This is a genomic window from Roseburia sp. AM51-8, assembly GCF_003478275.1.
Taxonomy (GTDB): domain Bacteria; phylum Bacillota; class Clostridia; order Lachnospirales; family Lachnospiraceae; genus Pararoseburia; species Pararoseburia lenta.
On the sequence record NZ_QUEY01000004.1, the window covers coordinates 155,805 to 169,226 of the forward strand.

Genomic DNA, 13,422 nt, shown 5'->3' on the forward strand with positions numbered 1-13,422 from the left:
CATTATTGTAGCATAGGGTCTGTCAGATTGCAAGATGTATGCGCATTTTTTATTAGAAATTTTAGAACATACGGCTGCGGAGTACCTTGGCGATATATTCTTTATTGTTTCTGGTGTGGGCAAACATATTTAAGATGCTCTCCACTGCTTCATCCTTGCGCATGCCGTTTAAGCCCCGGCGCATGATCTCCATTGCATTCTGCTCTTCCTTATCCAGAAGCAAATCGTCACGGCGTGTACCGGATTTTGCAATATCAATAGCAGGGAATACGCGCTTCTCAGAAAGTTTACGATCCAGGATCACTTCCATGTTACCGGTTCCCTTGAATTCCTCGAATACAACATCATCCATCTTGCTTCCTGTATCTACCAGTGCCGTTGCAAGAATGGTAAGGCTTCCGCCCTCACGCATATTTCTGGCTGCACCAAAGAACTTCTTTGGCATATGCAAAGCAGCCGGATCCAGACCACCGGATAAAGTACGTCCACTTGGTGGAACCGTCAGGTTGTAGGCACGTGCCAGACGTGTGATGCTATCCATCAGGATCATGACATCCTGTTTGTGCTCAACCAGTCTCTTGGCTCTTTCCATGACCATCTCAGACACACGCTTGTGGTGTTCCGGCAATTCATCAAAGGTAGAATAGATTACTTCTACATTTTTGCCCTGAATGGCTTCCCGGATATCCGTTACTTCCTCCGGGCGTTCATCGATCAGTAAGATGATCAGATGCATATCCGGGTAAGAAGTTGTGACAGACTTTGCGATCTCCTTTAAAAGGGTTGTCTTTCCGGCTTTTGGCTGGGAAACGATCATACCACGCTGTCCTTTACCGATCGGAGAAACCAGGTCTACGATACGCATAGCAACGGAAGATCCCGGCTGTTCCAGACGGATACGCTCGTTCGGGAAGATCGGTGTCAGATCTTCAAAATTCTTACGCTTTGCAGCTTCTTCCGGTGCAAATCCATTGATGGTCTCCAAATGTACCAGTGCTCCAAACTTGTCTGTCGGATTGTTACGTCTAGTCTTGCCTACCAGAATGTCGCCCGTCTTTAAGTTGAGTTTGCGAATCTGCAATGGTGCCACATAAACATCGTTATCACCCGGCAGGTAATTGTCACTGCGGATAAATCCAAAGCCGTCCTGCATGATCTCTAAGATACCGGCGCAGTCTCTCGGTTCTTCCAGTACAGGTGCTTCTGCGTTTTCCTCACCATGTTCTGCGCGCACATTTTCATGATGCTCGCTTCTATGCTCTCTTCTGCCCTCTGCACTGCCACGGCTATGATGCACGCTGGTCGTACGCTCTGTTTTCTCTGTTTTTTCTGACTCTGCCTTAGCAGCGGTCTTTGGCTTTGCGGCTTCTTCCGCTTTCTTGCTTTCTGCCTCGCTCTCATCGAGTGCAAGCATGGCTTCTACAAGTTGTGCCTTCTTCATGGTCGAAGTCCCCTTAATGCCTCTTGACTTTGCAAGTTCACGCAATACACTGGCAGATAAACTTTCGTATTTTTCTCTCATGCCCTACTCCTTGTCCTACTTCATTTATGATAAACTCTTTGTCTTTATCTCTAATCCAATGGGTAACCTGTCTGAAATGACCTAGATCATCACGATTGCATATAGTATATCTTATTTGCGGCAAAATGGGAATACCCTATTTTAGATTGCCCCCCTTTATGCTATAATAAGGAAACAAATAAATTCATATTTTTACAGGAAGGATAGGATAAAACATCATGAGTATTGACGAAAAAGCCGTTTTTTTACACAAACAATGGAATGGAAAGATCAAGACCTGTGCAAAGGCTCCGGTCAAGAGCCGTGAGGATCTTGCCATTGCTTATACCCCGGGCGTAGCAGCCCCTTGCCGCATCATTGCAGAGGATAAAGAAGCCGTATATACTTACACCCTCAAGGCAAATACCGTTGCCGTTGTCTCTGACGGCAGTGCTGTGCTTGGTCTGGGCAATATCGGACCTGAGGCTGCCATGCCTGTTATGGAGGGCAAATGTGTCCTCTTCAAAGAGTTTGGCGATATCAATGCTTTTCCTATCTGCCTGTCAACGCAGGATCCCGACGAGATTGTTGCCGCAGTCAAGGCGATCGCACCGACCTTTGGTGGCATTAACTTAGAGGACATTTCCGCTCCCAGATGTTTTGAAATCGAGGAACGTCTGAAAAAAGAATTAAACATTCCGGTCTTCCATGATGACCAGCACGGCACGGCGATCGTCGTTCTTGCCGGCATCATCAATGGTCTTAAGGTTGTCGGCAAAGACAAAGAAGACTGTCAGGTAGTTGTAAACGGTGCCGGTTCTGCCGGAATCGCCATTACCAAGTTACTGCTCCGCTACGGTTTCAATCATGTGACCATGTGTGACCGCGAGGGCATCATCGGCAAAGATTATCCAAATCTGAACTGGATGCAAAAGGAAATGACCGAGGTCACCAATTTGGAAAATAAAAAAGGATCTCTTGCTGATGCCTTAGTCGGTGCTGATATCTTTGTCGGCGTTTCTGCTCCAAACATTGTTTCCGCCGAGATGGTCGCTTCCATGAACCGCGATGCCATCATCTTTGCTATGGCAAACCCTACACCGGAGATCATGCCGGATGTGGCAAAGGCTGCCGGAGCCAAGGTCGTTGGTACCGGACGCAGTGATTTTCCAAATCAGGTCAACAATGTAGTTGCTTTCCCGGGTATCTTTAAGGGTGCGCTGGAAGGCCGTGCGACACAGATCACAGAAGACATGAAACTGGCTGCCGCAAATGCGCTGGCAAACCTTGTGGATCCTGATCAATTAAACGAAGACTTCATTTTACCGGAGGCTTTTGATCCAAGAGTGGCTCAGGTGGTATCCCAAGCCGTCAAAGATCACATTGTAAGATAAATGCCGCATGCCACAGGGACGTTCCTGTGGCTCTGCAAAAAGAAAGGAGAAATTTATGGCCGAGCCTAATATGATCTACAAAATTTCAGTGCTGCTTCTTCTCTCTAAAGTAGATATTCCTCTGAGCAACGCTCAGATCGTTCAGTTTTTTTTAGATAAAGAATACACAGACTATTTTACCATCCAACAGGTCATCAGTGACTTGGAGGAAGCCCATCTTGTGAGTCTTTCCCAGTCTCACAACAATACCCTGTACTCCCTGACAGATGAGGGAAGTCAGACCCTGTCTCTCATGCGTGACAAGGTCAGTTCTGCCATTGAGGCGGATATGGTCGAGTATCTGTCCAACCACAAATTTGAAATAAAAAAAGACAATGCCCTAACCGCCAACTATGACCTTGCAACCGGCGGTGGTTACATTGTCCATTGTAAATTCACACAGGACGGACACACTATGCTGGATCTGTCACTACACGCTTCTACCAGCGAGCAGGCAGAGACCATCTGCAATAACTGGAAAGTCCGCCATGAGGATGTCTATATGAGTCTCATGGATACTTTGATCCAATAATTTTTGTACCAAAAATCAAAAAGCCGCAGGATGCCCTATGATATGATATGCACCCTGCGGTCTTTTTACTTTTTCTTCTTTACCGAATAGCCAAATGTCCCTAACTTTTCTCCCAGACTATAGTATGTGCCATGGGAATAGGCGATCGGTTCCGCCTGATCCAGACAAAATCTGCCTGTCTCGTCCATATATTTTTCATCTGCATGAACTGCCACCACATCTGCAAGAAACATATGATGAGAGCCAAGTTCCTTGATCTCGCGCACCTTGCACTCGATATTGACCGGGCTTTCTGCGATCAGCGGTGCCGAAACCTCGTCTGCGACTTCCTTTGTCAGATGACACTTGGCAAATTTATCGACATCCCGTCCCGATGTCACGCCACAATAATCGGTCGCCCATGCCAGATCCCTAGTCGTCAGATTGATCACGAACTCGCCCGATTCTTTTATCATATGATAAGAATAGCGCTCCGGCCGCACAGAAATATATGCCATGGGCGGATTGGTACAGATGGTTCCTGTCCACGCCACGGTGATGATATTATCCTGCCCTGCCTGATCCCGCACCGACACCATAACTGCCGGCAGTGGATAGACCATATTTCCAGGTTTCCATGACTGTTTTGCCATTTTTCTCCTTCTCTTTCCCCTATGACTGCATTGCCTGCATCATAGGCGGAATCAACTGTTTTTTTCGCGATACAACATTTGCAAGCATAAAGCCGCCATTTTCCTCTGACACGCCAAAAGCCTGTTCGATCACACCTTTTGCCATGCCTCCGGCATAGATGAGTTCGGTCTCCTCCTGAAAAATATCGGTCAGCATGACAAAGACCATCTTGAGCCCCTTCTCTGCCAATACCTTTTCCAGATATGCCTGCAATTCCGGCTTGATCGAATTCAACTGTCTGCGGCTGACCGCGCTGACCTGTGCCACGCCAAAGGTAATATCATCTGAATCAAAGATCTTGAAATCCTGATAAAAGATCTCTTCGGTCGTCTTGGCGCTGAAATCGGATCCTGCTTCAAACATGGCGGTCGCCAATTCTTCCACATTGACCTCTGCGATCTGCGCCAACTGCTCTGCTACCATCTTGTCTATAGCGGTGCAGGTCGGTGATCGGAACATCAGGGTATCTGAAAGGATAGCAGAGCACAAAAGTCCTGCGATCTGCGAATTGATCTCCACGCCCTTTTCCTGATACATCTGATAAATGATGGTCGCCGTACAGCCCAGCGGCTGGTTTCTGAAAAAGATCGGCGAAATGGTCTCCAGACTGCCTAATCTATGGTGGTCAATGATCTCCAGGATGTCCGCCTGTTCGATCCCGTCGACCGCCTGCGTCCTTTCATTATGATCCACAAGGATCAGTTGTTTCTTTTTCATATTGAGCAAGTTTCTGCGCGACATCATACCAACCAGATGACGCTGCTCATCCAAGATCGGGAAGTCGCGATGGCGGATCTTTGACATAGTCTCCTTGACGTCATCCACATAGTCATCCGGCTCAAAAGTGATGAGATTTTCTTTGGTCATAAAATAGCGAATCGGCATACTCTGATGGATCAGACGCGCCGTTGTAAAGGAATCATACGGTGTTGTGATCAGCACACATTCCTTCTTCTGCGCCCGCTCAATCACGCCCGGGTTGACCTTGGTCTCCCCACAGATGATTACACAACTTGCATTTTGCTCGATGGCGATAAGTTGGCGCGCCGTGATATTTCCCACGATGACCAGATCATCATCCTCGATCTCATCACGCATGGTCTCCCGGTTGCCGGATGCCACGACGACCTTGCCCTTGGTAAAATAGGCATGATCGTTGCCTGTCACCATGCAGCCGTTGATGGTCTCGATGATATTGCGATACTGGGTCTTGGCACGTCCCAAAATACGGTTATCCAAGACATCCATATAGGAATATGCGATATCTCCATTGACGATCAGACCAGTCAGACGTTTGCTCTCATCCACGACCGGCAGGGTAACAACATCCAGAGAACGCATGAGTTCCCATGCCTTTTTCAACGAGAAATGACCACTGACACCCTCGGTCTGACGATAGTCAATATCCTTGATCTGGGCACCGGCATCCGTGATCAGCCCCGGTTCTTTTGCCCCAAAACGCTCCAGCACATAACGCGTCTCATTGTTGATGCTCCCCGCTCTCTTTGCGATAAAATGCCCGTCTTCGGTCTGATTTTTCAAATATGCATATGAAATAGCCGCACATATGGAATCGGTATCCGGGTTCTTATGCCCTACGACCCAAACACATCTTTCCTGTTTTGCCATAATACCCTCCTTAGAAAAAGGGCTCCTAAAAAGAAGCCCCATCCTGTCAAAATACTGATACTATGTATGATATTAGATAATGCCAAAAGTTGCTAAGATCAGTGTCACAACTGCAACGACATTGACGATAGAAACAACTGTCACTAAAGTAATGCGCTTCTTGACAACAGAGAACTCCTCCTCGCTCTTCTTGGCTGTTTCCTCGCGATTATCCAATTCCTTTAAAAGATCCTGAATATTGCGATATTGCAGTACATTCTCAGAGTGTACCTTCTCAGACAGTTCTCCCTTGATCGCATCCAAGCCGGATGTCATATCCTCCAAGGTGTCCTTGACTGCCTGTGTCTGAACGGCTGCATTTTCCTGATTGTCCGCCACTTGCTGCTGAATGCGCTGCTCTAAATCATCTACGCTTCCGCGCAGGGTCTGCATCATGCGATCCACCTGTGTCTCGACATCTGCGGCAATCCCGTCAGCCTCTGCCTGCTTCTTGGCAAGTTCTTCCTGCAACTGGTTGTTGCGTTCTTCCTTGGCGCGAACCATCGCCTCTAATTCCTTGACCTTGCGCTCCTTGGCACTGATCAGGGTCTGTAATTGCTTTGCCTTATCTCGAAATGCATCAATCTGAGCAAGGAGCATATCTTCACCACTCGGCTCCTCCAACATCTCGTCTACCTGATTTTCTACCTTAATCTCTTCCATGATACATGTCCCTTCTTTAATCTAAAGTTTATTTTATCATTGCATGTCCCCTTTGTAAACACACTAAATATGGTAGTCGCTGGATCAAGCAGGCACAGGGCAGATAGACCGAGACAGGCAGCAGGGGCTGGAGCAAGACAACTTTGGAGCAGGTTAGGTGAGTCTCTTCGAGAAACCTTTTTCTTTTAATAAAGTGTCTCTTGCACAGCTTCGACTGCCGTCAGGATGTGTCCGCCTCTGACAGATATTCAGGGCACCACTTATAAGAGATGCTAAGGACTTGAACGGCTACTTGCAACCATTGGTGGCAACCGGCGCAAACGAACATCCGTGTGCGGTTGCGCCTCTCGGGTACATCCCTGTACCCGAGTTGCCTACTTGTGCACAAGTCCAAAGCATCTCTAATGCGTTTTGCATTCATATCTGACAGAGGCGAACATCATCCTAGACGGTTGTCTAACTTTGCAAAGACAGTTGTTGTCAAGAAAAGAAAAAGTTTCTCGTTCAGAGACTCCCTGTTCTGCGACAGTTTCTTGCCCCAGCCCCTGCTGCCTGTCTCGGTCTATCTGCCCTGTGCCTGTCTGTCCCCTCTCCATGCCAAAGGGGACACTCCTTGTGGCAAAAGGAACGTCCCTGGACAAAAAAATCCCGCCGGAGCAAATGCCCCGACGGGATTTATCAGAAGCGCATCAGCACCTCTTTATTTTAGCTGTAAAGATCAACTAACTTCTGTAAGTGATCGTAACGTTCCTTAGCAGCTTCTTCAGACTTAGCAAAGAGTCTTTCAGCACGCTCTGGGAATGGCTTGATCAGACGAGTATAACGAGCCTCGTTGTTCAAGAAGTCTTGGTAAGAACCGTCTCCAGCCTTTGATGTCAAAGTGAATGGATTCTTTCCTTCTGCCTTCTTAGCAGGATCGAATGAAAACAGGTTCCAGTAACCAGCGGCTACTGCCTTCTTCATTTCATCCTGGCAGTGGTTCATACCACCCTTAGCGATACCGTGCAACTCACATGGAGCATAGCCAATGATGAGTGAAGGTCCGTTGTATGCCTCAGCCTCTGCGATAGCCTTAACAGCCTGTGCAGGGTTAGCACCAAGTGCGATCTGTGCAACATATACATAACCGTAACTCATAGCGATCTCTGCAAGAGACTTCTTGCCGATTTCCTTACCAGCTGCAGCGAACTGACATACTTCACCGATATTAGAAGCCTTAGAAGCCTGTCCACCTGTGTTAGAGTACATCTCTGTATCGAATACCATAACGTTGACGTTCTCACCGGAAGCAAGTACGTGATCCAATCCGCCGAATCCGATATCGTATGCCCAACCGTCACCACCGAAGATCCATACAGACTTCTTAGCGAGGTAATCTTTCTTAGCAAGTGCTTCCTTAGCATCCGGGCATCCAGCAGCTGCCGCTTTTTCAAGTTCAACTACAAGTGCTTCTGTTGCAGGAGTATTTGCCTTTGTATCATCTACTGTATCCATGAATGCATCAAATGCAGCCTTAAGTTCTGCAGAAGCCTTATCGCTTTCAGCGCAAGCCTTTGCTGACTCGATAGCCATATCACGGATGTATTTCTGTCCAACGTACATACCAAGACCATGCTCAGCGTTGTCTTCGAACAATGAGTTAGACCATGCTGGTCCCTTCTTAGAGTCCTTATTTACTGTGTATGGTGATGTTGCTGCCGGGTTACCCCAGATAGAAGAACATCCTGTTGCGTTAGAGATGAACATCTGCTCACCGTAGAGCTGTGTGATCAATCTAGCGTAAGATGTCTCAGCACATCCTGCACAAGAACCAGAGAACTCAAGGAGTGGCTGGTTGAACTGTGATCCCTTAGGAGTGATGTCTGATAATCCAACATCCTTCTTACCAACGTTTGCAACTAAGTAGTCAAATACCGGCTGCTCATCTGCCTGTGATTCCTGTGGAACCATAGCGATTGCTGCTGTAGGACATACAGTAACACATTCGCCGCATCCCATACAGTCAAGAGGAGATACGCTCATTGTGTACTTGTAATCTCCACCCTTAGGCTTCATATCAGCAAGTTTGATATTTGAAGGTGCAGCCTTAACTTCGTCGTCACTCAGTAAGAATGGACGGATGGTTGCATGTGAACATACAAATGCACAGTTGTTACACTGAATACACTTCTCTGCATCCCACTCTGGAACCATAACGGCTGTACCACGCTTCTCGTATGCAGAAGCACCTGTTACGAACTGACCATCTACGCAATCTGTAAATGCAGATACCGGAAGGCTGTCACCATCCATCTTTGCGATCGGATCAAGTAAATCATTGACAAGTTTAACAACTTCCGGACGACCTGTACGCTCTGCCTTAGGAGCATCTGCTTCTGGGTTAGCCCAAGATGCAGGAACTTCTACCTTATGTACAGCGTCTACACCGGCGTCGATTGCCTTGTAGTTCATTTCTACGACTGCGTCACCCTTCTTGCTGTAGGACTTCTTAGCAGCCTGCTTCATAAATTCAACAGCCTCGTCGATCGGCATAACATCAGCTAACTTGAAGAATGCTGACTGTAAGATCGTGTTGGTTCTCTTACCCATTCCGATTTCGATAGCCTTATCGATAGCGTTGATCGTGTATAACTGAATGTTGTTATCAGCGATATACTTCTTTGCTTCAGCGTTCAGATGATGTCCTAATTCTTCATCAGACCACTGGCAGTTGATCATGAATACTCCGCCCGGCTTAACATCCTGAACCATCTTCATACCCTGTGTAACGTATGCTGGGTTGTGACATGCAACGAAGTCAGCCTGGTTGATGTAGTATGGGCTTCTGATTGGGTTGTCACCAAATCTCAAGTGAGAAATTGTAACACCACCGGTCTTCTTAGAGTCATACTGGAAGTATGCCTGGATGTACTTGTCTGTGTGGTCACCGATGATCTTTGTAGAGTTCTTGTTAGCACCTACAGTACCATCTCCACCAAGACCCCAGAACTTGCATTCCTTTGTACCAGGAGCAGAAGTGATCGGAGCCGGCTTAACCTCTGGAAGTGAAAGATGTGTAACATCATCTTCGATACCGATTGTGAAACGATGCTTAGGAGCATCCTTCTCTAATTCCTTATATACTGCAAATACAGATGATGGAGGTGTATCCTTTGATCCAAGACCATAACGTCCGCCAACTAATACAACGTCATTCATACCTGCTTCACGAAGTGTGGTAGCAACATCAAGGTATAATGGCTCGCCAAGAGATCCTGGCTCTTTTGTTCTGTCAAGTACAGCGATCTTCTTTGCTGTCTTAGGGATAACCTTAAGTAATGCTTCTGATGACCATGGACGATACAGACGAACCTTAACAAGACCAACCTTCTCGCCTGCTGCTGTCAAGTAATCGATAACTTCTTCAGCGACATCATTGATAGATCCCATTGCTACGATAACACGCTCTGCATCCGGAGCACCATAGTAGTTGAATAAGCCGTAGTTTGTACCAAGTTTTTCGTTTACCTTGTTCATGTACTTCTCTACAACTGCAGGTAACTCATCGTATGCTGTGTTACATGCTTCTCTATGCTGGAAGAATACATCTCCGTTTTCATGAGAACCACGAGCTGCTGGGTGGTTAGGATTCAAAGCGTGCGCTCTGAACTCTTCTACTGCATCCATTGGACACATTTCTTTCAGATCTTCATAATCCCATTTCTCGATCTTCTGGATCTCATGAGATGTACGGAAACCATCAAAGAAGTTAAGGAATGGAACCTTGCCTTCCAATGCTGCCAAATGAGCAACCGGGCTTAAGTCCATAACTTCCTGTGGGTTTGTCTCACATAACATTGCAAAACCTGTCTGACGACAAGCGTAAACATCACTGTGGTCACCGAAGATGTTCAGTGCGTGTGATGATACTGTACGAGCAGATACATCAAATACACATGGCAACTGCTCACCAGCGATCTTGTACATGTTAGGGATCATAAGTAAAAGTCCCTGAGAAGCGGTAAATGTAGTGGTGAGTGCACCAGCTGCAAGTGAACCATGTACAGTACCTGCTGCACCGGCTTCTGATTCCATCTCTACTACTTTAACAGTGCTTCCAAAAATGTTCTTCTGTCCTGCTGCAGACCACTGGTCTACCATATCAGCCATTGGACTAGAAGGGGTGATCGGATAGATACCTGCTACTTCTGTGTAGGCGTATGCTACATGAGCTGCGGCGGTATTACCATCCATAGATTGTTTTGATCTTCCCATGTCGTTTCCTCCTAAAAGACTCTTTTCTTAATATGTACATAAGCATCTACCGGACACAAAAAGGGCACAGTAAATGCGTAATGTCTCTAATTCAATAATATAAGATTTTGACAAAAAAAAATCAATACTTCCCACTGTTTAAAATCAAGTACATTCCTGCACATTTTATCCCGAAAATCCTTGCAAAATAAGGAAAGTACGATACAATAGTAGACGGTGTTTAAATTTAGCAAATTTATGAGGTGTAAAAAATGATACAGGCAAGTAATATCACCCTGCGTCTAGGGAAAAAGGCACTCTTTGAAGATGTAAATATCAAATTTACGGAAGGTAACTGTTATGGACTGATCGGTGCCAACGGAGCCGGCAAGTCAACATTCTTAAAGATCTTATCCGGACAGTTGGAGCCGACCAGCGGCGATGTCATCATCACGCCGGGACAGCGTCTTTCTTTTCTGGAACAGGATCACTTTAAATATGATGAGTTTACGGTCTTAGATACTGTCATCATGGGAAACCAGCGTCTTTATGACATCATGAAGGAAAAAGATGCTATTTATATGAAGGAAGATTTCACGGATGAAGACGGTATCCGTGCAAGCGAACTCGAGGCTGAGTTTGCAGACATGGACGGATGGAATGCAGAAAGCGACGCTGCTACTCTCTTAAACGGTCTTGGCATTGAGCCGGATATCCACTACTCTCTGATGGCAGATCTGACCGGTGCCCAGAAGGTCAAGGTTCTTCTTGCAAAGGCACTTTTCGGAAATCCTGACATCCTGCTTTTGGATGAGCCTACAAACCACTTAGATCTGGATGCAATCGCATGGTTGGAAGAGTTTTTGATCAACTTTGACAATACCGTTATCGTGGTATCCCACGACCGTTATTTCTTAAATAAGGTATGTACCAATACCGCGGATATCGATTATGGCAAGATTCAGTTGTATGCCGGGAACTATGACTTCTGGTATGAATCCAGTCAGCTTCTGATGAAGCAGATGAAAGAAGCAAACAAGAAAAAAGAAGAAAAGATCAAGGAATTACAGGACTTTATCTCCCGCTTCTCTGCCAATGCATCTAAGTCAAAGCAGGCTACTTCCAGAAAACGTGCTTTGGAAAAAATCGAACTGGATGAGATCAAGCCTTCCAGCCGCAAATATCCTTACATTGATTTCCGCCCACAGCGTGAGATCGGTAACGAAGTCTTAAGCGTTGAAAATCTGACAAAGACGATTGACGGCGAAGTTGTTTTAGATCATATTTCCTTTAACCTGCGCCGTGAAGACAAGGTTGCTCTTGTTGGTGCAAATGAGCATGCAAAGACCGTCCTCTTCAAGATTCTTGCCGGTGAGATGGAACCGGATGAAGGTTCTTATAAGTGGGGCGTGACCACTTCACAGTCCTACTTCCCGAAGGATAATACAGAGATCTTTGATACCGATGATGTCATCGTAGACTGGCTGACACAGTTCTCCGAGATCAAGGATGCGACTTATGTCCGCGGTTTCCTTGGCAGAATGCTTTTTGCCGGTGAAGATGGTGTCAAGAAGATGCGCGTCCTCTCCGGTGGTGAAAAGGTGCGTGTTCTTCTCTCCCGCATGATGATCGAAGCATCCAACGTTCTGATGCTCGACGAGCCGACAGACCACCTGGATATGGAGTCCATTACAGCTTTAAATAACGGTCTCATCAAGTTCCCGGGTGTTGTAATCTTTTCTTCCCGCGATCATCAGTTTGTAGAGACTACCGCAAACCGTATCATCGAGATCATGCCAAATGGTCAGATCATCGATAAGATCACAACCTACGACGAATATCTCGAAAGCGACGAAATGGCACGTAAACGTCAGGTCTACGCCATGAGCGATGATGACGCTGCCGACAACTAATTGATTTTAACATGCTTTCTAGCCCTTGTATGCCAAAAGCCATCCAGTGCCACGATTACAAAATCGACACTGGATGGCTTTTTCCAATAACTTTTTTCAATTGTGACACACTTTATGCGCTATTTTTCTTCCTGTAAGATCAGCCGCGCTTTTTTGAGTGCTACGGAGATCACACCTGTTAAAATGGTTGCAGAGATCATCTCGCAGATGGCATTGACACCTACAAAAGCACAGATAAATACGATGATGTTACGTCCACCGATCAGATTCTTCACATAGTCTGTATTTCCGAACAGAACAACCAATGCCACCATGAAAAATACCGTGTTTAAAAAGGCGGATAAAAATCCGGTGATATAGCCGGCCAGTGTCGTATTCTTGGTTGCTTTACGAAGCCAACGGAACAGATAGCCCAAAAGCCAGCCATCTAAAAATCTTGGTACAAAACGCTGGATAAAAGCAAGTACCGGGCTAATACTAAAAAGTGTTGCCCCCATGGCACTGACACCACCGATACCGATACACTGTCCAAAACTGGTCAGTCCAAATACGGCTCCAAGCACGGCTCCGCCCAATGGGCCACAGGCAATGGCTGCGATTGCCACCGGAATCATATTAAATGTGATCGCAAGTGGTCCGATATTAAGATATCCTAGCGGCGTGTATGACATAAGTACCAAAACTGCGATCATGAGTCCTAATACCGTCAACTGTTTTGTTGATAATTTTTTTGTTTTCATTTCTCTATCCCTTATGCTGAATGTTAATATTTACCATAGAGATAGTACCACAGCACAAGGCACACCG

9 protein-coding genes are annotated in these 13,422 nt (G+C 46.3%); 3 read left to right on the forward strand and 6 right to left on the reverse strand.

Features of this window, described 5'->3' with window-relative positions; translation table 11 throughout:
- Positions 1 to 61: 61 nt before the first annotated feature.
- On the reverse strand, positions 62 to 1,522 hold the full coding sequence (gene rho / locus DW996_RS09995) for a transcription termination factor Rho (protein WP_118535603.1): 1,461 nt from the start codon (positions 1,520 to 1,522) through the stop codon (positions 62 to 64).
- Between the two features lie 218 nt (positions 1,523 to 1,740).
- Between rho and DW996_RS10000 the strand changes: the two genes are divergently transcribed.
- Both DW996_RS10000 and DW996_RS10005 read left to right on the forward strand, forming a co-directional pair.
- Positions 1,741 to 2,895 carry an NAD(P)-dependent malic enzyme gene (locus DW996_RS10000; protein ID WP_118535604.1) on the forward strand — a complete coding sequence of 385 codons (1,155 nt, stop codon included), beginning with the start codon at positions 1,741 to 1,743 and terminating at the stop codon, positions 2,893 to 2,895.
- A gap of 55 nt (positions 2,896 to 2,950) precedes the next feature.
- Entirely contained in the window at positions 2,951 to 3,466 is a 516-nt protein-coding gene (locus tag DW996_RS10005; protein ID WP_158573076.1) for a DUF4364 family protein, read from the forward strand.
- A 65-nt stretch (positions 3,467 to 3,531) separates the two neighbouring features.
- Here the strand turns inward: DW996_RS10005 and DW996_RS10010 are convergent, their stop codons facing one another.
- From DW996_RS10010 to nifJ, 4 genes are all read right to left on the reverse strand, one after another.
- A complete protein-coding gene (locus tag DW996_RS10010) occupies positions 3,532 to 4,098 on the reverse strand; it encodes a flavin reductase family protein (protein ID WP_118535606.1) in 567 nt (188 codons plus the stop codon).
- A 19-nt stretch (positions 4,099 to 4,117) separates the two neighbouring features.
- The gene (locus DW996_RS10015) at positions 4,118 to 5,767 is read right to left on the reverse strand and encodes a putative manganese-dependent inorganic diphosphatase (protein ID WP_118535607.1); all 1,650 of its coding nucleotides are present in this window, start codon (positions 5,765 to 5,767) and stop codon (positions 4,118 to 4,120) included.
- Between the two features lie 72 nt (positions 5,768 to 5,839).
- Positions 5,840 to 6,469, reverse strand: a complete 630-nt coding sequence (locus DW996_RS10020; protein ID WP_118282077.1) for a hypothetical protein — start codon at positions 6,467 to 6,469, stop codon at positions 5,840 to 5,842.
- 705 nt (positions 6,470 to 7,174) lie between these two features.
- On the reverse strand, positions 7,175 to 10,723 hold the full coding sequence (nifJ, locus tag DW996_RS10030) for a pyruvate:ferredoxin (flavodoxin) oxidoreductase (RefSeq protein WP_118535610.1): 3,549 nt from the start codon (positions 10,721 to 10,723) through the stop codon (positions 7,175 to 7,177).
- A 251-nt stretch (positions 10,724 to 10,974) separates the two neighbouring features.
- Between nifJ and DW996_RS10035 the strand changes: the two genes are divergently transcribed.
- Complete coding sequence (locus DW996_RS10035) at positions 10,975 to 12,615, forward strand: ABC-F family ATP-binding cassette domain-containing protein (protein ID WP_118535612.1); 1,641 nt, start codon at positions 10,975 to 10,977, stop codon at positions 12,613 to 12,615.
- Positions 12,616 to 12,734: 119 nt separating this feature from the next.
- Here the strand turns inward: DW996_RS10035 and DW996_RS10040 are convergent, their stop codons facing one another.
- Entirely contained in the window at positions 12,735 to 13,355 is a 621-nt protein-coding gene (locus DW996_RS10040; RefSeq protein ID WP_118282085.1) for an ECF transporter S component, read from the reverse strand.
- Positions 13,356 to 13,422: the final 67 nt, after the last annotated feature.